Below are 19,132 nucleotides of genomic sequence, written 5' to 3'. Positions count from 1 at the left end.
GGGCGCCCCTGGGCCGTTTAGCGCGCTTGTTTTCCGCACCCTTCCGCCAGGCGGCGGGGCACGACCCGGTTGGGACCTCGCCGCAAGCTGGCCGGACAAATCGCGAGGGCGGACCAGGGTTAGTCCGCGCGCCGCCCCGCCGTCAAGCGGCGGTGTTTGCATCAGGTGCAACCCCGATTGACGTGGCTTCGCGCAAGGTGCCTAACCTTCGCCGGGATGGACACGATCAACACCGAGGTGGCGCGACAGCTGGCGGAGGAGCTTCCGCCCTCCGTCCTGCGTTCCATCATCACCACCTTCGAGGCCGATATCGGCCGGCTCGCCCAGGAATTGCTGGCGGCCGGGCGTGCCGGCAATGCCGAGGGCTATCACCGCGCGGCGCACAGCATCGCGGGCGCGGCCTCGGCCGTGGGCGCCAGCCGGCTGGAGCGGGAGGCACGGATGGCCATGAACCCCGCGCATCACGAGCCGCCGCACGTGGTCATGCCGCGCCTGATGCTGGAGGCCAAGGCGGCGATCGAGGCGCTGCGCCTGCTGCGGCCCTGATGCGGCCGCGCGTCCTGCTGGTCGAGGACACGCCGACCGAGGCCGAGCTGGCCCGGGCGCACCTCTCCGCCTTCGGGCATGACTGCGACCATGCCGGCACGGTGGCCCAGGCGCTGGCCATCGCCACCACCCACCCGCCGGACGCGGTGCTGATCGACCTGCAACTGCCCGATGGCTCGGGCTTCGAGCTGATGCGGCGGCTGCGCCAGGCGGGCGTGGACGCGGCCTTCATCGTGGTGACGGTGAACGCCTCGGTGAAGGCGGCGGTGGAGGCCATGCGCGAGGGCGCGATGGACTTCATCGTGAAGCCCTACAGCCGCGCGCGCCTGCAGGTCACGCTGGAGAACGCGCTGGAAACCCGCCGCCTGCGGGCGGAGCTGGAGGCGGCGCGCGCCCAGCTCGGCCGGGGCAGCTTCTTCGGCTTCGTGGGCGCCTCGCCCGCCATGCAGGCGGTGTATCGCACCATCGAGAGTGTCGCGGGCTCGCGCGCCGCCGTCTTCGTCACGGGCGAGAGCGGCACCGGCAAGGAGCTGGCGGCGGACGCCATCCACCGCGCTTCCCCGCGCGCGGGAAAACCCTTCGTGGCGCTGAACTGCGCCGCCATCCCGCGCGACCTGCTGGAGAGCGAGATCTTCGGCCATGTGAAGGGCGCCTTCACCGGGGCCACCGACAACCGCGCGGGGGCCGCGAAACAGGCCGATGGCGGCACGCTCTTCCTGGACGAGATCGGCGAGATGCCGGCCGACATGCAGGTGAAGCTGCTGCGCTTCCTGCAACTGGGCAGCTTCACCCCCGTGGGCGGCACCAAGTTGGAAAAGGTGGACGCCCGCATCATCGCCGCCACCAACCGCGACATCCGCGCCGAGGTGGAGGCCGGGCGCTTCCGCGAGGATCTGTTCTATCGCCTTTATGTGGTGCCCCTCGAACTGCCGCCGCTGCGTGCGCGCGGCGAGGATGTGCTGCTCATCGCGCGGCACTTCCTGGAGGTGTTCAGCGCGGAGGAGGGCAAGGGTTTCCAAGGCCTGGACGCCGAGGCCGAGGCGCTGATCCTGGCCGCCCCCTGGCCCGGCAATGTGCGGCAATTGCAGAACGTGATGCGCAACATCGTGGTGCTGCATGACGGCCCGCTGGTGACGCGCGCCATGCTGCCCGCCCAGCTCATCCAGCCCAGCCCCCGCGAGGGCACGCGCCCCGCGGTGCGGGTGGAGCGCCGCGCGCGGGCGGTGGAGCCGCTGGCGGTGGTGGAGAAGCGCGCCATCCTGGCCGCGCTGGAACACACCGCGCAGGACGTGCCCCGCGCCGCCGCCCTGCTGGAGGTGAACCCCAGCACGATCTACCGCAAGCTCGCCGCCTGGAAGAAGGAGGCTTAAGACAACGCACATAAAGACATGTTTATGCCTCTTTGCAGTCGGCGTCGGGGCGTGCTAGGCCCTGCCGCACCGAACATCGCCCCTGCTGAGGATGCCGCTGAATGCCCGTCGCCGCTGAATACATCGTGAAGGATCTCTCTTTGGCCGATTGGGGCCGCAAGGAGATCAACATGGCCGAGGACGAGATGCCCGGCCTGATGGCGACGCGCGCCGAATACGGCAAGGCCCAGCCGCTCAAGGGCGCCCGCGTGGCCGGCTGCCTGCACATGACCATCCAGACCGCCGTGCTGATCGAGACGCTGACCGCGCTCGGCGCCGATGTGCGCTGGTCCTCCTGCAACATCTTCTCCACGCAGGACCATGCCGCCGCCGCCATCGCGGCCGCGGGCGTGCCGGTCTTCGCCAAGAAGGGCGAGACGCTGGAGGAATACTGGGACTACGTCCGCAAGACCCTCGAATGGGGTGATGGCGGCGAGCCCAACATGCTGCTGGACGATGGCGGCGACATGACGCTGCTGGTCCATTACGGCCTGCGCGCCGAGCAGGGCGACGTGGCCTTCCTCGACAAGGCCACCAACGAGGAAGAGACCGTCTTCTTCGCGCTGATCAAGAAGTGCCTGAGCGAGAAGCCCGGCTGGTTCGCCAAGCTGGCCAAGGCCATCCGCGGCGTCTCCGAGGAGACGACGACGGGCGTGCACCGCCTCTACAACATGGCGAAGGAGGGCAAGCTGCTCTTCCCCGCCATCAACGTGAACGACAGCGTCACCAAGTCGAAGTTCGACAACCTCTATGGCTGCCGTGAGAGCCTGGTGGACGCGATCCGCCGCGGCACCGACGTGATGATGGCCGGCAAGGTGGCCGTGGTCTGCGGCTATGGCGATGTGGGCAAGGGTTCCGCCGCCAGCCTCCGCAACGCCGGCTGCCGCGTGCAGGTCACGGAAGTGGACCCCATCTGCGCCCTGCAGGCCGCGATGGAGGGCTATGAGGTCGTCACCATGGAGGACGCCGCGCCCAAGGCCGACATCTTCGTCACCGCCACGGGCAATGTGGACGTCATCACCGCCGACCACATGCGCGCGATGAAGCACCGCGCCATCGTCTGCAACATCGGCCACTTCGACAGCGAGATCCAGGTCGCGGCGCTGAAGAACTACAAGTGGGACAATGTGAAGCCGCAGGTGGACGAGATCGAGTTCCCCGACGGCAAGCGCATCATCCTGCTCTCCGAGGGCCGCCTGGTGAACCTGGGCAATGCCACGGGCCACCCCTCCTTCGTGATGTCGGCCAGCTTCACCAACCAGACGCTCGCGCAGATCGAGCTTTGGACGAAGCCGGACGCCTATGAGAAGAAGGTCTACGTGCTGCCCAAGCACCTCGACGAGAAGGTGGCGATGCTCCACCTGGAGAAGGTGGGCGCCAAGCTGACCAAGCTGCGCCCCGACCAGGCAGACTACATCGGCGTGCCGACCGCGGGTCCGTTCAAGGCCGAAGCCTACCGGTACTGATCCCCCACGAAGTTTTCGGCGGCGCGGCCGTTCCGGCCGCTTGCCGAAACCTTCGCGGGGACCCCGGTTTGGTGCTGATCCTTTCAGGTTTCGCCGTTGCCGCGGCGAAGCCGCGGCGCCGACCGCAGAGGGCCAGCCAGATAGGGCCGCCGGTCCTGGATGGTTGGCAAAGGCATTGAGGGGGCGGGCTGCCATGGCCCGCCCTTTTGCGTTCAGGCGGGCTGGACGCTCTTGGCGCGGAATAGCAGCGCCAGCCCCAGCAGCGTGATGGCCCCGCCCAGGATATCGGTGCTGTAGAGGCGTTCGTTCATCGCGGCCCAGCCGATCACGGCCGCGACCGGCGGCGCCAGCAATTGCAGCGCCGTGGCGTTGGAGGCCCCCAGCCTGCGGATCACCACGAAGAACAGCGCATAGCCCGCCATGCCGACCACCAGGCTGGAATAGAGCATGCCCACCGCCACCCCCGTGGTGACGGTCGTGGGCAGCGGCCCGCCCACCAGCAGCGACAGAACGAGCAGCACCACCGCGCCCGCCGCCGTCTGGCCGAGATTGGCCGCCCAGGGGTCCACCCGCGCGCGGGCCGGCGCATAGGCCAGCAGCCCCGCCGCCTGGAGCATGGCGCCGAACAACGAAAGCCCGATGCCCCAGGCCTCGGCGCTGGCCATGCCATCCACGGCGCGCGTCGCCCCCAGCACCGCCACGCCGACCCAGCCCACCGCCAGCCCCACCCAGCCCTGCACGGCCAGTCGCCGCCCGCGCCAAGCCTCGCCCAGCGCCACGAACATGGGCGCGGTCGCCGCCAGCAGCGCGACAAGCCCGGCTGGGATATAGGCGAGCGCGACCCAGGAGCAGGCGAGGTATCCGCCCATCCCGAACACGCCCATCCAGCCCACGCGCCAGGCATCCGGCCCCCAGGGGAAGGCCGCGCGGCGGTATCGCCACACCAGCCAGAGCAGCGGCACGATGGCCGCGAAGCGCAGCGTCAGCGCCCAGAGCGGCGGCCAGTCCAGCGCCACCAGCCGCGCCGCGTTGAAGGCCGAGCCCCACATCAGCACATAGAGGGCGGCCAGCAGCAGGTTCACGGGCGGCGCAACATGTCCTCGATGCGGGACAGCGCGGCCTGGAGCGCCTCGGCCCGCGCCTCCGCCCGTTTCAGCGCGACACCCAGGCCGCCGATGGCGATCAGCGCGAGCGCCGAGACGGCCCCCGCCCCGGCATAGAGCATCCGCGCGCGCGACCACTCGCCCCCGCCCCAGGGCGTGGCGCCCCAGGCGAGGTTCAGGCACATCAGCAGCGCCAGCACGCCCACCACCTGCAGGGTGCGGTGCAGGATCATGCGCCGCGCCTCGCGAGAGCGGCCTCCAGCGTGTTCTCCAGCAGGCAGGCGATGGTCATGGGGCCGACGCCGCCGGGCACGGGGGTGATGGCGCGGGCATGGGGCAGGGCTTCGGTGAAGGCCACGTCGCCCACCAGCTTGCCGCTTTCCAGCCGGTTGATGCCCACATCGATCACCACGGCACCGGGCTTGATCCAGTCGCCGCGCACCATCTCGGGGCGCCCCACCGCGGCCACCACGATGTCGGCACGGCGGCACTCACCCGGCAGGTCGGCGGTGCGGGAATGGGCGATGGTGACGGTGCAATCCGCGCCCAGCAGAAGCTGCGCCATGGGCCGCCCCACGATCTGGCTGCGGCCGATGACGATGGCCCGCGCGCCGCGCAGCGTGGCACCCGCCCCGGCCAGCAGGTGCATGGCCCCGCGCGGCGTGCAGGGGACCAGTCCGGGCAGGCCCGAGGCCAGCCGCCCGGCATTCACCGGGTGGAAGCCGTCCACGTCCTTGGCGGGGTCCACGGCCTCGATGGCGGCCTCGGCGCGGATATGGGCGGGCAGGGGAAGCTGGACCAGGATGCCGTCCACCGCCGGGTCCGCGTTCAGCGCCGCGATCTCGGCCAGCAATTCCGCCTCGGTGGTGGCTTCGGGCAGGTGGCGCGTGCGCGAGGCGAAGCCCGCCTCCCGCGCCGCCTTGTCCTTGTTGCGGACATAGACGCCGCTGGCCGGGTCCTCGCCCACCCGCACCACGACGAGGCCGGGCGCCCAGCCCAGCCCGGCGATTCGGGTGGCCAGGCCGGCGCGCAGCCGCGCGGCGACGGCCTTGCCGTCAATCAGGGTGGCGGTCATGCCAATGTCTCCAGGCGGGGGCGCAGGGCCTCGGGCGGGGCGGTGACGCGCAAGGTCTTCTCGCGCGAGGTTGGCCCCTGCGCGAGGGTGACGCGGGAGGGTGGAAGGCCGAGCGCCGTGGCGAGTGCCGCGCAGGCGGCCGCGGTGGCGCGGCCATCCTCGGGCGGGGTGGTGACGGAGATCATCAGGCGGGGGCCGTCCGGGCCGTGGCGCAGCCCGCCCAGGGAGGCGCGGCGCGCCCGCGGCTGCACGCGCACCTGGACCAGCACGGCATCACCTTCCGCCCGCCAGAACTCAGAAATAGATGCCCGCCCGCAGCATGTAGCCGCGGATGGCCGCCACCAGCAGCATCGCCGCCTGGATCAGCAGCAGCACCACAAGCGGCGAGAGGTCTATGCCCCCCAGGTTCGGCAGGCGGTTGCGGACGGGGCGCAGCACCGGCTCGGTCACGCGGTAGAAGAAGTCCGACAGGGTCCAGACCAGGCGGTTGCGCGTGTCCAGCACGCCGAAGCCCACCAGCAGCGACAGCACGGCGGCGAGGATGACGGCCCAGAAGAACAGGTTGAGCCCTGCCTGGACCAGGAAGAAGAGGGCGTCGAGGATCATGCGCTGGGCGGCTCCTGGCTTTGGGCGGTTGTCGCGGATGCGGGGCGCGCTCGCAAGGGGGAAGGGCAGCTTGACACTGACGCCCGCCTGCGCGAAACGCTCCGCCGTGCCGGTCCCCAAGCCGGCGCCGCGTGTGGGGCTGTAGCTCAGTTGGGAGAGCGCGTCGTTCGCAATGACGAGGTCAGGGGTTCGATTCCCCTCAGCTCCACCACCCACACCGCGTTGTGGGTTTAGTTTCAAGGTCTTATCTCCTTTGCTGGCTACCGGGTTGCCGCCCGGTAGCCAGTGCCTATTGACGTTCACTTCTTCTTCCCCGTCCGTCGCAACCGGACGATGGCACTCTCCGCAAGCCGCTCTTGATCAGCGTCAAGCGTGTATCGTTCCACCTCGGCCAGTGTCTTATGGCCAGTGATGGACATGATTTGATGGGGCGTGCATCCCGCCTTGGCCAGCCGCCGCGCGATAGCCTTCCGCAGCCCATGGGGCGAAAGATCGGCAGGCAATCCAGCCTCGGCGCACCGGCTCTTGAACCAGTTGTAGAAGCCCGTGCCGCTCTTGAACGCGGCCCCCGCCTGCGTCGTCAGGAACACCAGTTGCCCGGCCCCCGTCGCCAGCTCGGCCGCAAGGTCACGATGAATGGGCAACCGCAGCTCGGCCCCGGTCTTTTCCTGCTTCACGCTCAAGCGCCCGTCGCGGATGTGCTGCGGCCCCATACGGATAACGTCGCCGCGCCGCTGGCCAGTGTTCAACAGCAGCTCAAGCGCCAGCCGTGCCCGCGTGCCGGATGGGTGCCGCGCCCGATACTGCGCGATGTGGCTTTCCTCCCATGGGCGATAAGGCGCCTTTTCATACTTGAGGCGCCGCACGTCCCGCATGGGGTTGTCCCGCCGCATCCCGCGCTCAAAGGCGAATTGGAACAGGGACCGCAGCACGTTCCGCAAGGCGTTGGCTTGTGCCGGCGTGGACGACATGCCCTCAAGCTCGCGCAGCAGGTGGCGCGGCTCGGCATGGGCCACCAGGCGCGCGCCGTGGTCCTTCAAGAACAATTCCATGAGGCGCCGATAGGTGCGTTGCGAGGTGGGCTTGAGGCCCGTGAAGGCCGGCGCGCGATACCAGTCTGCCGCCGCCGCCGCCATGCTGCCCGGAACCGTCTGCGCGGCCCCTACAGGCGCCTCCGTGCCAGCCTGCGCCGCGTGGTAGGCGTCCATGAACTCCCGGCTTCCAGGCTGCCCAGGAAGGCGCACACGCTGCCTTCCGCGCCGGAAGTAGTGATAGACGCGCCCGCCCTTGGTGAAGGTGTGGACGTGATCGAGGCGAAGGCGGGCCATGGCGTTCAATCCCATGTGTTCACCTCCACAGACTGCGCCGCGCGCCGGTCATCAATCCAGGCGTCTAGATCGTCGCGCACCCACCCTTTGACCGTGCCGGCCAGCGCGATAGGCCGGGGCAGGGCGCCCGTCTCCACCTCGCGCACGAACAGGGCAGGCGACATGCCCACATACGCCGCAGCCTGTTCCCGGCGCAGCACGCGCGGCCAGAACGGAATGGCAGGGGGCGGGGGCTTCACTCGGTCAAGTCTCCCTCATCGGGGGGTGAAAGGGTGCCGGCCGCGCCCTGGAGAAAGGCCGCCGGCTCTGCGGGGTTTGGAAAGCGACACTCCCGCAGTTGCCGCAACGCTGCCCTCGCAAGGCTTTGCCTGCCCCCCCGCGAGAAGGGGCAAGCGGGGGCGCGTCAGCCCCCGCGTCACCATCAGCCGGCGCCGGTCATCCGCACCGCACCAACGAAGCTCATGGGCGCGATGGTGAAGTCATGCACCAGCTTGAAGGAGATGCCGTCTCGGTTGGCCGGGACGTGTTCCGTGATCTGCGGCACGCCGCCCGTATTCTCGCCGGTCACGAAGGCCAGAACCGGCGCCATGGCCGGATCAGCGAACAGGAACCAGGGGGCGCCGCTCAGACGGGGTTCAACCGCGTGAGTGAGGCGCGAGGCGAACACGGGGCGGTCACTCTCGCCGGTCGCCACCACCGCGATTGCGTTCAAGGCTTGCTCGGCCGCCGTCTCGTTGGTGGGGGACACCAGCATCATGCGAGGCTCAGGGGCGATCAGGTTGCCGCTGGCATCGGTCTGTGCCCGCATCACGATCCGGCCGGCGCTGATACCCGCCGTGCTGCACGCGCCCGTGCCCACGTTGCCATGTGCGGCGCTGAAAAGCGGCTGGCCATCCGTGAGGGTAGGCCCCCACCCGGCGCCGTTGGTGGCGAACATCTTGGCGAACTCTTGCGCCTCGGTGGCCGTCACCGCGTTGGCGAGAAGCATGGTCTGTTCAAAGGCGCCCAGGTCATCATTCACCAGGGCTTGCCGGGTGAAGAACATCATGCGCGCCCAGGTCTGGAGCTGGTAGCTTTCGCCACGCTCGGCCGGGGGCGCGTGCTGGATTTCGCCACCTTCGCCCAGCTCGTGAAGGTCACGGGCGCCGGCCGCCTGCACGAACTGGCCGGGGCGGAAGTCTCGCACCGTCCGCGCCGCGCAGATCATGCGGGCCGCACCAGGCGCCGCCGCGAGGCGGTCTTGCAGAAGGCGATACATGGTCCCTTGCAGCAGCAGGGGGAAATCGCTGGTCGTCATCGCCCGCGTCATGATCTCGTTGGGCGAAGCCGCCCGGCTCATGCGCGAACCGCTGGCCGCCATCAGCTCCGATGCCATGCCCGCGAGGCTCAGGCCGCGATACTGACGGGCCGCCTCGCCGGGGTCGCGGCCAGTGACGCGCGCCGCCAGGGCATCAACCATGCGGCTGCGGATGGCGTGGGGGGCGTCGTAGCTCTCACCGAAGTTGACGGGGCGCGGCGCGGGCGCCGGGGTCTGCGGCTGCGCGAGAACCCGCTCCATCAGATCAGCCCGAAAGGCGTCGGGGGTGGCGCCGGCCGTGATGGCTGCGCGTTCCAGATCCCCGAGGGTATCGGGCGGTAGCACGTTCTGGCGCAGGGCAATCGCGCCAATGTCGCGGATGGTGGCGACGCGGGTGCGCTCGGCACGGGTGGCAAGCTCGGCCGGATCGTCCGGCATGTTCATGTCAGGCATAGGGGTTTCCTTGTTGGGTTGCGCGGATCGAACACGGGCCGCCGCATCGGCCGGGATGGGAACCAGGGACACCTCGGCAATCTCGATTTGACTGCCGACATAGACGGGGCGCCCGTCCTGCTCGCCGCGCTGCGTCCAGACGCCAACGTGGTAGCCGACTGAAACACCCGTCAGCGCGCCGTCCGCTACGCGCTGCATGGCTTCACGGGGGCGCGGGCCGTTGGCGAAAGTGAGGGTGGCAACCAGCCCGCCCCCCTCACGTCGCAGGCCAGAGACGCGACCCACTAGGCTGTCAAAGGTCTGTTCGTGATCCAGCAACAGCGGCACGCCATCGGGCGGGGAAAGGCGCATGGAAACCATGTCCAATTCCTCCCACCACCGCGTGTAGCTGCCATCAGGCGCCGGGGCGGAACGTGCCACGCGGGCGCCGGTCGTGATGGTCGCCTCCACCGTGCCGCGCTCGGCATTGAGGGTGGACGGGGCGCCACTCAAGCGCGCCTCGCGCCGGATCATCAAGATTGTCTCGCTCATTGTGCGAACCTCATCAGGCCGTAGCCCACATCAGTCTGTGCGCCCCGGATCAGCGAACCGGCCGCCCGCGTCTCCACCCGTGTTCCCGGTGGCGCGTTTTCAAGCCGGACATTCACATCAACCTGCCCGCGTTGGGGTGCGGCGGGTGCCGACATGGGCGACGCTCCGGGCAGCCCTGACGGCAGGCCGGAAGCGTCGGGGGCTGGCAGGGCGTCAGGCCCGTAGAAGCCGCCAGCGCGCCCCCGCTGGCCGAAATTGCGCCGGCCCTGCTCAGGCCCCGGCGCAGCGCCAGGCGTGCCGATCTCGGGGAATGTGAGAAGCGCATCCTTCACGCGGTTGATGGCTCGCAGGACGCTTTCCCAATGCGTCACCAGCGCCCCTAGGGTCACGCCGATGGCCAACACCGCCAGCCCCAAGGGCGAACCCGCCGCCAGCGCACCAGCCAACAGCCCCACCGCCCGTATCACTGGGGCCAAGGCCATTCCGATGTTCGCCACGGCTGCGATGAATGGCAGGGATGCCACCACGCCGAAGCCTACCAAGACGTTGCGGAGGCCCCCCACCTTCTCCACCAATTCGCCCACGCGGGTCATGAAGGCGTTGATGCGGTCGAGTGCGCCCTGTTCCTCAAAGAACCGTTCCATGGCGGCGCTGATGTTCTGCACATGCTCACCAATCCGAAGCGCGATCAGGTCGCGGTTGGCTTCCACCCACCCGGCCATGCGCTCCGCAATCCTCCCCAGCGTGGGCGCGAGGCGCGAACCGATGGCTTGCGCCATGCCGGCCAGGCTTACCCGCAAGTCCTCAAACTGGTTGTGCGCAGCGACGTTCGCCGCCGTCACCTCGCGCGACATAGTGAAGCCGTAGCGGCGGAAGCGCGCCTCGCCTTCTCGTAGGGCGCGGCTACTTCCCTCAAAGACGGGGATCATGGCGGCGCCCGCCTCGCCCATCAGCAGGGTTGCCATCCGCAGCCGCATGGCCGGGTTTTCGTTCGCCGCGAAGGCGTCCGCCAGCTCGGGCAGCACTTCGGCCGCCGTCCTGATTTGGCCGGTCGGACCACGAAGCGCGATGCCCATTCGCTGAAAGGCTGCCGCCAAGTCTCGATTGCCGCCCGTGGCCGCATTGACCATGCCGACATTCAGCCGGCCCAGGTTGGCCGCGAGTGCCTCTTGGCTCACGCCAGCCCGGCCCGCCACGTCAGAGAGGCTTTGCAGCGTGGCGACCGTGACACCCGTTCGGATGCTCAGATTGTTGAGGCGGTCAGCTAGGGCCGCCGTGTTCTGAGTCATGCGTAGAAGGCCAGCACTCCCGGCCACCGCGCCCACCGCCGCGAGGGGCGCCGCCACCGATGCCACGCGGGCGCCTAGGCCAGCGAATTGCCGGCTGACATTTGCAGCCGCTGCGCCGATCCGCACCAGGCCGGTATTCCGGGCCAGCGCCCCGAAGCGCAGCCCGATCTGCCGAAGCGGCCCCGCCGTGAGGTCGCGGGCGGAAATTACCGCGGTGAATTGCTCAGTAATCGCCATGCGCGGCCCCCGTCATGCACGCTTGGGCAGAACGCCGGTAATTCGGCGTATCTGCTCCTTGCGAAATGCCAGGGGGGCAGGGAGGCCCGTCTCGCTTGTGCCCTGCCGCACGCGATCCGCCAGCTTTGAAAACTCGAACTGGTCGAGCTCGGCCAAAGGGCGCCCACGGGTTATCGCGTTGAAGTCCGCGAGATACTCGGCAACGCCGGGGGGAAGGCTGCGGGGCTCACGCATGGCCGGCGCCTCCGGAAAAGCTTGCCGTGATGGCGTCCAAGGCATCGCCCGCACGCTCGGCCGCCTCTGTGCGCTCGGCTGCCAGGCGTCCGGACAACTGCCAAAGCATCAGGGCCAGTTGCGCCGCGTCCTCTGCCTCAAGCCGCACCGCGAGGCCCACACCATGCGCTGCCACCGTCAGCCGGCCGTCACCGCTCAGGACCAGGCCCGACAGCTCAGGCGGGCCACCGGTCGCCGTCATCGGGGGCAAGGGGAACACCGCGCTTTCACCACGCGGCGGCAGGGTGGTGTGGTCGGTCATTCGGCGGGGTCTCCATGGATGGCAGCCGCCGCAGCGTTGGAAATGTCCACCGCCGCCGCGCTGAATAGCGTCTGCATGTCCAAGTGAAGGGCCGTCATGGCGAAGCCGCCGCGCTCAGCAGCCGCGACATAGGCGACGCGCGAGGGGAACGCCGACACCCGGAACCGGTCTGGCCAGTTGGTCGCCATCACAACGGCAACCGGCCCGGCCCCGCCCATCCGCACCAGCGCATTCGCGCCGTGTTCGCTGTAGCCTTCCTCAAGCTCCCGCACGAAAGGCGCCAGGGCGTTCGCAATCAAAATGGCTTCGTTGGGGCGCATGAAGCCGTGCCCCCGGCCGTCGCTGCCAGAGAGGTGCGCCGCGATCTTCACCAGCACCGCGCCGCCCAACGAGTAGCGGCGGCGCCCGCTCGCGCCCGTCTCGCCAATGAACGCCAGCGGCGCAACCAAAGAGCTATGGCCGGTCATCCACTGCCGCAGCACATCGGCCGTGATGCCCATGGCGGGGGCGATGATGCGAGGGGGGTGAAGGCTTCCAATCATGCCGAGAACATAGCGTGTGGAGGTCACACGGTCAAGAGTTTCCGTGTGTCGGCCACACATATGAAAACGGGCGCCACCGGGGCGCCCGCTCTATTTCGGCCGGGATGGGCGCGGCTACTCGGCCGGCGCCGACAGCTTCGCCTCGCGCAGCGTCTCCACCGCCTGCATGACGGCTTCGGCCACCCGCTCGGCCCGCAGGTCAATTTGATGCGCGAGGAACATCATGGTGTCCTCGTGCGGCGCCTGTTCGGAATGGTGGGTGATATGCGCCAGCACTCCCGCGAAGCTCCGCAGTTCGTGCAGCGCGCCATCAATCGTGCTGTTCAGCAGCGCCAGCGCCTCCCGCGACGCGGGCAGGTTGATGGCGGCGTTCATGCCTGCACCCCCACCGGCAGCAGCCGCGCCAGATCGGCCGCTAGGCTCGCGCCCACCGGGGCGTCGTTACAGTCGAGTGTATAGCCCGGCTCACCATGGCTGCCGTTGTCGCTCAGGTTGTCCGCGATGCGCGCGGCCTTCGCCAGCGCGCCCAGCACGCCGCGCGCCGGGGTAGCTGCCATCTCATCCCGCGCCGCATCGAGGCGGGCATACAGCGGCGCCAGAACCGCGTCAGCGGGCATGTCCTCGGCCTCATTGTATGCCCGCACAATGGCCGCATGGGCCGCGCGCGTCTCGATCAGCAGGGCCAGCAGCCGGGCGTCAGGATCGGCGCTGGCCGCAGCCGGCGCGGCGAACATCGCAGCACCGGCCACAAGGGCGGCGCGCCGCTTCACATCAGACGGATTCGTGGTGGTAAGATGGCTATCAGCCATGACGTTGTTCCTTGTCGAACACGTTGCGGTTAGGCCGGGTGAAGCGTTGGCGCGCTTCGTCCGGCCGCTTCAACCTACGCTGCGCGGAATCCAGGGCGCAAGCGGATTTACGTTCCACGGGCGCGGGGCTGCTTCCCGCCCAAAGGGGGTGCCACGTTGGCACCCCCTTTCAGTGTCAGCCGCCGCCACTCATCAATGTGTTCGGCGCCTACGCGGCTGCCTCATCTTCCGGAAGATCGGCGTAATCCGCGAAGTTGATTTCATCCGTCTCCGACCAGCTCTCGGGCCAGATGAACGTATCGTCGTCCATCATGGCGCGGTCCATCGCACGCGCCGCAGCTTGGCCGGGCGTCTCACCAGGCCGGGGCGCGACTGCCGCCGCAGCCGCCTTGCCCGCGACGTGGTGCGCGAAGCTGAAAGCCTCTCGGTTCAACTTCTCCAAGCTCAGGCGTTTCGTGCCAGCGTTCAGCCCGGCCCGGCATAGCGCCCGGAGGTCAATCGCACCGTCATGCACCGGCAACCGGCCATCGAGGCGCCGGCCGGCAATGACGCGCTCACTCAGGCCCAGCAGCTTCGCAAGCTGACTGGACGTGCAGGTATCCGGCAAATCCGGGGCGGGGGCTTTGGGCATCGGTCAATGTCCTTTCGAGGTGATGATACTTGGGAAATTTCCGGAACGTGGCGCGATGGAGCGGCGCGAACTACCCGCAGGTCGAAGGGCGCCAGGAAGAACCTAGACGCATGGCCGATCCGTAACGAATGCGCGAGATGCATGGGTGCGGGCGGGTGGTGGGTGCCCAGGGGTGGAGGCTGGTGGATACCTTCCCCGTTCCATTGCCATGCGCGCGCGCGCGCACGTGGGCGATTAACGGTTTCAGCCTCCACCAGCCTCCACCCCTCCACCCCCTACTCATGGTCCGCGCCTCCCTGCTGGCCGCTGGGCAACAGCTTGATGTTCCGCACCCACTGCGTGCCGCCGTTGGTCACGTATTTCAGGCCCGGCACCCGCTCCAACATTCCGCGCATCTTGTTGCGGTTGGGCGTCATCTCGCCGTTGCGCTGGCACCAGCCTGTGAAGCTGGCCAGGAGCTCGCCGGGCTTGGCGCTGGCAGGTGGGCCGATGATGCAGCACTCTTTCAGCCACAGGCTAAATGCGTCCTGCTGCTCAAAGTATTCGGCCGTCGCGTCCACCACGATAGCGGGGCGCACCAGGCCGTGTTCCTGCCAGTCGAGGCAACCCTCGATCATCCATCGCAGGATGCCGGGCCATTCGGCCTTGAGCTTGTGTTCAAGGTGCCGGTCGGGCGTCTCAGGCTTGTGCAGGAACGGCACGATGTTGAACCGGCGCCGGGCCGCCTCATCCACGTTCCGCAGTGCCGGCTTGTGGTTGCCGGCAATCGTTAGCTTGAATTGCGGGGTGTAGGTGAAAAAGTCCTGCCGCATGAAGCGCGCTGTAACGGGGTCGCCGCCCGTCATCTGCTTGATGCGCGCCTCGGCCCATGCCCGCCCTTCCTCCGTCTCCGTGGCCGTCACCAGGCGCGCGCCGCGCAGCATGGCGAGGTCTGTGGGGTGTTTGTCACCAGGCGAACTGGTGAAGGTGTCCATTGCCGCCGACGCCACGTAATCGGCCAGGATGCCGGCCAGCGTGTTCAAGAACACTGACTTGCCGTTACCGCCCGGCCCGTAGATGAACAGCAGGGCGTGTTCGCGCGTGCTGCCGCTCAGGCAGTAGCCGCACCACTGTTGAAGGAACCGGATCAGGCCCGCGTCGTTCGCCGTGGCTTGGTCGAGGAAGGCCCGCCAGGTGGGGCAATCTGCCGTCTCGGCCGGTGCAATGGCCGTGGTCTTGGTGATGTGATCCTCGCGCGCGGCGGGCCGCATGATGCCGGTGCGAAGGTCCACAGTGCCGCCAGGCGTTCCGAGTAGGTCGCGCGCCCGATCCCATTTTTCGGTTGTCACCGCGAAGGCCCTGTCAGCCTGGGCGAACCGCTCCACCGATGCCGCAAACGATGCCTTGCCGGTGATTGCCTTCGTCTTGAACTCGGCCGATCGGTTCAGCTTCCGCACCAGTTGCCGCGCCCATGAAAAGGCGATCTTGTCCCGGTTCTGCCGCCAATGGCTGCCTTCCCACACATACCAGGCGCCCGTGTCGTGGCAGTAGCGCAGGGCGTCGTGGAACTTCTCGGTAAAGGCCAGCGCAACGCCGTCCTCCGTCAGCTCCATGTCATCGCCGCCGTCGCCGGCGCCGTCCGCATCGCGGGGCTTGGCGCGGCAGTTGTCCCAGGTGCGGCGCATCTCCCGCCCGCCGTTCGGGAGGCCCTTCTCGGCCTTCCACGCGGCGGTTTCCGGCTTCTTGTCCAGGGCTTCGACGAACTGCTCGTAAGTGCCGCCAGCGCCCTTGATGCGGGCCGCAACGCGCATCGCCTTCCCGCTGCGCGACTGGTCGCCGCCGCTGCCGCCATCGTCAAAGGCGAAGCCGAAGTCAGGCTTTGCCTCTGGCGCGCGGAAGGTCGCCGGCCCCGCCTCAGTGATGATCCATCGCAGGACGGACACCGGCACGTGGTTGATGGGCGCCGCGTTAACCGCGCGATCTGTCACCGCGAAGAACCGGCCGCACAGATACAGCTCAACGCCGGGCGGGTGGTTCTTCTCTCCTACCGGCTTCCACTGCTTGCCGGTCTTGGTGCCCATAATCTCGCGCAGCTCGGGCAGGGCTTCCGGGTCGTATCGGAAGAACAGCTTGAGGCCCATCCCGCTGGGCGATACCTCGCTGTAGGTGTTCAGCGCCTCGATGAATGGCGTCGTCCAGGCCGCAAGCTGGCCGCTGTCCCGGTCCCGGCATGTGTCGAGGTCGAGGCCGCCGATAGCCAGGTCATCATGGATGCCCAACATCAGGCCGACACCGCCCTCGCCATAGGGCTTCGGAAGGCACGCGGCGCGGCTCTCGGCTGCATCCCTCTCGGACCACGTTCCGGCATCATCCGATTTTGCATTGCCGCCCGTGGCCGGGTTCTTCGGCGTCTTGGTGGGCTTGTCGTCCCGGTCCTCGGTCTGCCAGGCCACCCAACGCCGCACGGGCGCCAGCGTGGCCAGCGTCAGCCCCTCGGGAGTGAAGTTGATCCCGTCAGGCATTGCGCCGCCCTCCCTTCCGGCCGGGGCGATACTTGCCGCGATGGGTGGGGCAGGTCCGCGTGAGGTCGGACGGGGCGCGGCCCGTGGTGCAGGTGAAGCCGGCGCCGCAGATGGCGCACGTCCCGCGCCACGTCAGCAGCGCCGAAGCCTTACCGCCCCGCGTGGTATAGGGCGCGATGCCGGCCAGCTCGTAGTCGTGGATGCCAGCCCGCTTCTTCTCGCGCAGCGTGTCGCCGATCTGCCACCGGCCGATGGGCGAAGCCTCTGGCGCGGCGGGTGGTGCGTGTGCTACTGCTTCACCACCAGAAACGGTAGCCAGTTCGCCCGTAAGCGATTGATTTCCCGTGACGGTTTCGGCGCCGGTTGCCAGGCTAAGGCGTTGATGATGCAGGTTTGGGGTATTCCCCTCAGCTCCACCATACCTTCCCCAACATGCGCGGCTTGAAGCGGGACATCCTGGTGGGGGCGGCTATCGGCCTCGGCATGACGGCCCGGGCCGCCGCCGATGGCGGGGCGGATTTCCTGCTGGTGCTGAACGCCGGCCGGCTGCGCGTCATGGGCGCGCCCTCGCTGGCCGCCATGCTGCCCATCGCCGACAGCAACCCCTTCACCGACAGCTTCGCCCGGCGCGAAATCCTGGACCGGGTCCGCATCCCCGTCTTCTTCGGCGCCGCCGCCTGCGACCCCCGGCTGGACCTGCCCCGCTTCGTGGCCGGCATCCGCGAGGCCGGCTACCACGGCATCGCCAACTTCCCTACGGCGATCCATCTCGACGGCGCATTGCGCGCGGCGTTGGAGGAAGCGGGCCTGGGCTTCGGGCGCGAGGTGGCGCTGCTCGCCGAGGCCCGCGCCCAGGGCCTCGCCACCCTCGCCTATGCCAAGACCCGCGCCGAGGCCGAGGCCATGGCCGATGCGGGGGTGGAGCGCCTGGTGCTGAACTTCGGCTGGAACGCCGGCGGCAGCATGGGCGTGCCCGGTGGCGTGCGGCTGGAGGACGCGGCCGAGCGCGCGCGCCGCGTCTTCGCGGCCCTTCGCCGCCGCGCGCCGGGCCTGCGCTGCCTGGTGGAAGGCGGGCCCATCGTGGACGCGCAGCACATGCTCCAGGTCTGCGACGCCTCGCGCGCGGATGGCTACGTGGGCGGCTCCACGCTCGACCGCCTGCCGCTGGAACTCTCGGTGATGCAGAGCACCTCGGCCTTCAAGACCGCGGCGTTGCTGCGCCCGGCCGAGGCGGCCTCGCCCGCCCTGCCGCGCGGCATGGTGGGGCGTTCGGCGGCGGCACGCACGCTGGCCCAGCGCGTGGCCCGCCTGGTCGCGACCGAGTTGCCCGTGGTGGTGGAGGGGGAGCCTGGCTCGGGCCGCTCCACCGTCGCGCGGGCGCTGCATGCGGGGGCGGGGCGCGCGGGCGGGCCGCTTTTCCTGGACGCGCGGGAGGACATTGCGGCCGCCCTCTCGGCCGACCCGCCGCGCGGCTTGCTGGGCCGCCAGGGGCTGACCGTCGTGATCGAGCAGGCGGACGCCCTGCCGCCCGTGCTGCGCGCCCGCCTGTCGGACTGGATCGAGCGCGGGGCCTTCGCCCGCTTCGGCAAGCCGGAGGAACGCCTGCCGCGCGCGCGCCTGGTGCTGGTGCATCCGCCCGGCGCGCAGGGGCTGGCGCGGGCGCTGTCGGCGCAGCGCCTGGTGGTGCCGCCGCTGCGTGACCGGCTGGAGGACATCCCACTCATCACCCGCGCCATGCTGCGCGAGGCGGGCCGCGCCGCCAGCGCGGTGGAGCCTGCCGCGCTGCGCCTGCTGATGGCGCGGTCCTGGCCGGGCAATCTGCGCGAATTGCGCGAAGTGCTGCTGCGGACGCTGACCGAGACGCCGGGCGGGCGCGTGACCGTCGCGGCGCTGGAGGCGGCGCTGGGCCCCGCGGCACCCCCCGCCGGCCCCGAGACGCTGGACGAACGCGCCTGGATCATGGACGCGCTGCGCCGCCACCGCTTCCGCCGTGGCGAGACGGCGGCCTTCCTCGGGATCGCGCGGAAGACGCTCTACAACCGGATGCGACGGTTGGGGCTGGAGGCCTAGCGTCTGATCGGCTTTGGCGGAACGCCAAAGGCGTGAATCAGCCGCGGCGAGGCGTCTGATCGGCTTTGGCGGAACGCCAAAGGCGTGAATCAGCCGCGGGAAAACGGCGCGTCTTCCCATGCCAGCGCCTCGCCGCCTTCCACGGCCACATGGCTGGCCAGCTTCGCCCAGCCGGGGCCGGCGGGCAGCAGCAGGCGGCGCAGGCCGAGGGCGAGGGCCGCCTCCGCCTCCTCCTGACGGGCGGCATAGGCGATGGGTCGCAACCCGTGCTCGGCGAGTGCCAGCAGCACGCGGAATTCGCGTTCCGCCCGATAGCCCACGGCGCCCAGCGCGGCCGCCGCCTCGCCCTCATGCGCCTGGACGCTGGGGAGGTTCACCACCTCCGTGATGCCGGCCGCGCGCAGGCTGGCGGCCATGTCGCGCGGGCGCAGGAAGGGGTCGCAGGCGAAGATGGCGGCGATGGGCGGGGCCGCGCGGAAGGGCGCCTGGGCCGCCAGTGCAGCCACCAGCGCCCCGTTCACGTCCAGCACCGGCAGATGCACCACCAGCGGCCAGAGCGCGGGCGGGAAGGGCGCCAGGGCGGGCAGGAAGACCCGGCGCGCCCGCTGCCTTACGGAGATGCCGTCGAGACATGCGGCGGGGTGGAGGGTGGCTGCCATACCCAATCTTACCCAAAAACAAACAAAATTCCATCTTGTTGCCGA

General features: G+C 69.5%; 21 protein-coding genes and 1 tRNA gene. 5 read left to right on the top strand and 17 right to left on the bottom strand.

The genetic code is table 11. From position 1 onward, the window contains the following. Positions 1-216: 216 nt before the first annotated feature. From GGQ83_RS17165 to ahcY, 3 genes are all read left to right on the top strand, one after another. The gene (locus tag GGQ83_RS17165) at positions 217-546 is read left to right on the top strand and encodes an Hpt domain-containing protein (RefSeq protein WP_184386207.1); all 330 of its coding nucleotides are present in this window, start codon (positions 217-219) and stop codon (positions 544-546) included. Next, a complete protein-coding gene (locus GGQ83_RS17160) occupies positions 546-1,916 on the top strand; it encodes a sigma-54-dependent transcriptional regulator (RefSeq protein WP_184386206.1) in 1,371 nt (456 codons plus the stop codon). Before GGQ83_RS17165 ends, GGQ83_RS17160 begins: the two co-directional genes overlap by 1 nt. 101 nt (positions 1,917-2,017) lie before the next feature. Further along, positions 2,018-3,421, top strand: a complete 1,404-nt coding sequence (gene ahcY, locus GGQ83_RS17155) for an adenosylhomocysteinase (protein ID WP_184386205.1) — start codon at positions 2,018-2,020, stop codon at positions 3,419-3,421. 212 nt (positions 3,422-3,633) lie between these two features. Here the strand turns inward: ahcY and GGQ83_RS17150 are convergent, their stop codons facing one another. The 5 genes from GGQ83_RS17150 to GGQ83_RS17130 are packed head-to-tail and all read right to left on the bottom strand — an operon-like array spanning position 3,634 to position 6,205. After that, on the bottom strand, positions 3,634-4,503 hold the full coding sequence (locus tag GGQ83_RS17150) for a DMT family transporter (protein ID WP_184386204.1): 870 nt from the start codon (positions 4,501-4,503) through the stop codon (positions 3,634-3,636). Beyond that, positions 4,500-4,757: a hypothetical protein gene (locus GGQ83_RS17145; RefSeq protein ID WP_184386203.1), complete on the bottom strand. Its 258-nt coding sequence runs from the start codon at positions 4,755-4,757 to the stop codon at positions 4,500-4,502. Before GGQ83_RS17145 ends, GGQ83_RS17150 begins: the two co-directional genes overlap by 4 nt. Continuing rightward, complete coding sequence (folD, locus tag GGQ83_RS17140) at positions 4,754-5,599, bottom strand: bifunctional methylenetetrahydrofolate dehydrogenase/methenyltetrahydrofolate cyclohydrolase FolD (RefSeq protein WP_184386202.1); 846 nt, start codon at positions 5,597-5,599, stop codon at positions 4,754-4,756. The genes GGQ83_RS17145 and folD overlap by 4 nt, the downstream gene beginning before the upstream one ends. Next, on the bottom strand, positions 5,596-5,868 hold the full coding sequence (locus GGQ83_RS17135; RefSeq protein ID WP_311728548.1) for a DUF167 domain-containing protein: 273 nt from the start codon (positions 5,866-5,868) through the stop codon (positions 5,596-5,598). Before GGQ83_RS17135 ends, folD begins: the two co-directional genes overlap by 4 nt. A gap of 25 nt (positions 5,869-5,893) precedes the next feature. Beyond that, complete coding sequence (locus tag GGQ83_RS17130; RefSeq protein WP_184386201.1) at positions 5,894-6,205, bottom strand: YggT family protein; 312 nt, start codon at positions 6,203-6,205, stop codon at positions 5,894-5,896. A gap of 135 nt (positions 6,206-6,340) precedes the next feature. Here GGQ83_RS17130 and GGQ83_RS17125 point away from each other — a divergent pair. Further along, positions 6,341-6,416 (top strand) — tRNA-Ala (locus GGQ83_RS17125). Positions 6,417-6,504: 88 nt separating this feature from the next. On the opposite strand, the gene GGQ83_RS17120 is transcribed toward GGQ83_RS17125, so the two are convergent. The 11 genes from GGQ83_RS17120 to GGQ83_RS20200 form a co-directional block, all read right to left on the bottom strand. Then, positions 6,505-7,533: a tyrosine-type recombinase/integrase gene (locus tag GGQ83_RS17120; RefSeq protein ID WP_184386200.1), complete on the bottom strand. Its 1,029-nt coding sequence runs from the start codon at positions 7,531-7,533 to the stop codon at positions 6,505-6,507. Between the two features lie 5 nt (positions 7,534-7,538). Beyond that, positions 7,539-7,772: a helix-turn-helix transcriptional regulator gene (locus tag GGQ83_RS17115; RefSeq protein ID WP_207018297.1), complete on the bottom strand. Its 234-nt coding sequence runs from the start codon at positions 7,770-7,772 to the stop codon at positions 7,539-7,541. A 182-nt stretch (positions 7,773-7,954) separates the two neighbouring features. Then, positions 7,955-9,814 carry a phage major capsid protein gene (locus GGQ83_RS17110; protein WP_184386199.1) on the bottom strand — a complete coding sequence of 620 codons (1,860 nt, stop codon included), beginning with the start codon at positions 9,812-9,814 and terminating at the stop codon, positions 7,955-7,957. After that, complete coding sequence (locus GGQ83_RS17105) at positions 9,811-11,340, bottom strand: phage tail tape measure protein (RefSeq protein ID WP_184386198.1); 1,530 nt, start codon at positions 11,338-11,340, stop codon at positions 9,811-9,813. The genes GGQ83_RS17110 and GGQ83_RS17105 overlap by 4 nt, the downstream gene beginning before the upstream one ends. Positions 11,341-11,352: 12 nt before the next feature. Continuing rightward, positions 11,353-11,574, bottom strand: a complete 222-nt coding sequence (locus GGQ83_RS17100) for a hypothetical protein (protein WP_184386197.1) — start codon at positions 11,572-11,574, stop codon at positions 11,353-11,355. Next, the gene (locus GGQ83_RS17095; protein WP_184386196.1) at positions 11,567-11,875 is read right to left on the bottom strand and encodes a hypothetical protein; all 309 of its coding nucleotides are present in this window, start codon (positions 11,873-11,875) and stop codon (positions 11,567-11,569) included. Before GGQ83_RS17095 ends, GGQ83_RS17100 begins: the two co-directional genes overlap by 8 nt. Beyond that, the gene (locus GGQ83_RS17090; protein WP_184386195.1) at positions 11,872-12,375 is read right to left on the bottom strand and encodes a hypothetical protein; all 504 of its coding nucleotides are present in this window, start codon (positions 12,373-12,375) and stop codon (positions 11,872-11,874) included. The genes GGQ83_RS17095 and GGQ83_RS17090 overlap by 4 nt, the downstream gene beginning before the upstream one ends. A 156-nt stretch (positions 12,376-12,531) precedes the next feature. Continuing rightward, on the bottom strand, positions 12,532-12,792 hold the full coding sequence (locus GGQ83_RS17085) for a hypothetical protein (protein ID WP_184386194.1): 261 nt from the start codon (positions 12,790-12,792) through the stop codon (positions 12,532-12,534). Continuing rightward, the gene (locus tag GGQ83_RS17080; RefSeq protein ID WP_184386193.1) at positions 12,789-13,151 is read right to left on the bottom strand and encodes a hypothetical protein; all 363 of its coding nucleotides are present in this window, start codon (positions 13,149-13,151) and stop codon (positions 12,789-12,791) included. The genes GGQ83_RS17085 and GGQ83_RS17080 overlap by 4 nt, the downstream gene beginning before the upstream one ends. A gap of 283 nt (positions 13,152-13,434) precedes the next feature. Continuing rightward, complete coding sequence (locus GGQ83_RS17075; RefSeq protein ID WP_184386192.1) at positions 13,435-13,857, bottom strand: hypothetical protein; 423 nt, start codon at positions 13,855-13,857, stop codon at positions 13,435-13,437. Between the two features lie 275 nt (positions 13,858-14,132). Continuing rightward, positions 14,133-16,358 (bottom strand): phage/plasmid primase, P4 family, encoded by a 2,226-nt coding sequence (locus tag GGQ83_RS20200; RefSeq protein WP_242535190.1) that lies wholly within the window; start codon positions 16,356-16,358, stop codon positions 14,133-14,135. A gap of 432 nt (positions 16,359-16,790) precedes the next feature. Here GGQ83_RS20200 and GGQ83_RS17065 point away from each other — a divergent pair, with 432 nt between their 5' ends. Further along, positions 16,791-18,428 carry a phosphoenolpyruvate hydrolase family protein gene (locus GGQ83_RS17065; RefSeq protein WP_184386191.1) on the top strand — a complete coding sequence of 546 codons (1,638 nt, stop codon included), beginning with the start codon at positions 16,791-16,793 and terminating at the stop codon, positions 18,426-18,428. An 89-nt stretch (positions 18,429-18,517) separates the two neighbouring features. Here the strand turns inward: GGQ83_RS17065 and GGQ83_RS17060 are convergent, their stop codons facing one another. Then, positions 18,518-19,087 (bottom strand): phosphoenolpyruvate hydrolase family protein, encoded by a 570-nt coding sequence (locus GGQ83_RS17060; RefSeq protein WP_184386190.1) that lies wholly within the window; start codon positions 19,085-19,087, stop codon positions 18,518-18,520. Positions 19,088-19,132 lie beyond the last annotated feature (45 nt).

The sequence above is a fragment of the Roseococcus suduntuyensis genome (assembly GCF_014196305.1).
Classification (GTDB): Bacteria; Pseudomonadota; Alphaproteobacteria; order Acetobacterales; family Acetobacteraceae; genus Roseococcus; species Roseococcus suduntuyensis.
Note: the sequence above shows the minus strand (reverse complement) of the source record. Positions and strands in the feature narration are given on the sequence as shown.

What these genes read in the sequence shown, in the direction of transcription:
- GGQ83_RS17165 (WP_184386207.1), top strand. Translation starts at nt 217, where the DNA reads ATGGACACGATCAACACCGAGGTGGCGCGACAGCTGGCGGAGGAGCTT.
- GGQ83_RS17160 (WP_184386206.1), top strand. Translation starts at nt 546, where the DNA reads ATGCGGCCGCGCGTCCTGCTGGTCGAGGACACGCCGACCGAGGCCGAG.
- ahcY (WP_184386205.1), top strand. Translation starts at nt 2,018, where the DNA reads ATGCCCGTCGCCGCTGAATACATCGTGAAGGATCTCTCTTTGGCCGAT.
- GGQ83_RS17145 (WP_184386203.1), bottom strand. Translation starts at nt 4,757, where the DNA reads ATGATCCTGCACCGCACCCTGCAGGTGGTGGGCGTGCTGGCGCTGCTG.
- folD (WP_184386202.1), bottom strand. Translation starts at nt 5,599, where the DNA reads ATGACCGCCACCCTGATTGACGGCAAGGCCGTCGCCGCGCGGCTGCGC.
- GGQ83_RS17130 (WP_184386201.1), bottom strand. Translation starts at nt 6,205, where the DNA reads ATGATCCTCGACGCCCTCTTCTTCCTGGTCCAGGCAGGGCTCAACCTG.
- GGQ83_RS17120 (WP_184386200.1), bottom strand. Translation starts at nt 7,533, where the DNA reads ATGGCCCGCCTTCGCCTCGATCACGTCCACACCTTCACCAAGGGCGGG.
- GGQ83_RS17110 (WP_184386199.1), bottom strand. Translation starts at nt 9,814, where the DNA reads ATGAGCGAGACAATCTTGATGATCCGGCGCGAGGCGCGCTTGAGTGGC.
- GGQ83_RS17105 (WP_184386198.1), bottom strand. Translation starts at nt 11,340, where the DNA reads ATGGCGATTACTGAGCAATTCACCGCGGTAATTTCCGCCCGCGACCTC.
- GGQ83_RS17100 (WP_184386197.1), bottom strand. Translation starts at nt 11,574, where the DNA reads ATGCGTGAGCCCCGCAGCCTTCCCCCCGGCGTTGCCGAGTATCTCGCG.
- GGQ83_RS17095 (WP_184386196.1), bottom strand. Translation starts at nt 11,875, where the DNA reads ATGACCGACCACACCACCCTGCCGCCGCGTGGTGAAAGCGCGGTGTTC.
- GGQ83_RS17090 (WP_184386195.1), bottom strand. Translation starts at nt 12,375, where the DNA reads ATGGGCATCACGGCCGATGTGCTGCGGCAGTGGATGACCGGCCATAGC.
- GGQ83_RS17085 (WP_184386194.1), bottom strand. Translation starts at nt 12,792, where the DNA reads ATGAACGCCGCCATCAACCTGCCCGCGTCGCGGGAGGCGCTGGCGCTG.
- GGQ83_RS17080 (WP_184386193.1), bottom strand. Translation starts at nt 13,151, where the DNA reads ATGTTCGCCGCGCCGGCTGCGGCCAGCGCCGATCCTGACGCCCGGCTG.
- GGQ83_RS17075 (WP_184386192.1), bottom strand. Translation starts at nt 13,857, where the DNA reads ATGCCCAAAGCCCCCGCCCCGGATTTGCCGGATACCTGCACGTCCAGT.
- GGQ83_RS20200 (WP_242535190.1), bottom strand. Translation starts at nt 16,358, where the DNA reads ATGCCTGACGGGATCAACTTCACTCCCGAGGGGCTGACGCTGGCCACG.
- GGQ83_RS17065 (WP_184386191.1), top strand. Translation starts at nt 16,791, where the DNA reads ATGCGCGGCTTGAAGCGGGACATCCTGGTGGGGGCGGCTATCGGCCTC.
- GGQ83_RS17060 (WP_184386190.1), bottom strand. Translation starts at nt 19,087, where the DNA reads ATGGCAGCCACCCTCCACCCCGCCGCATGTCTCGACGGCATCTCCGTA.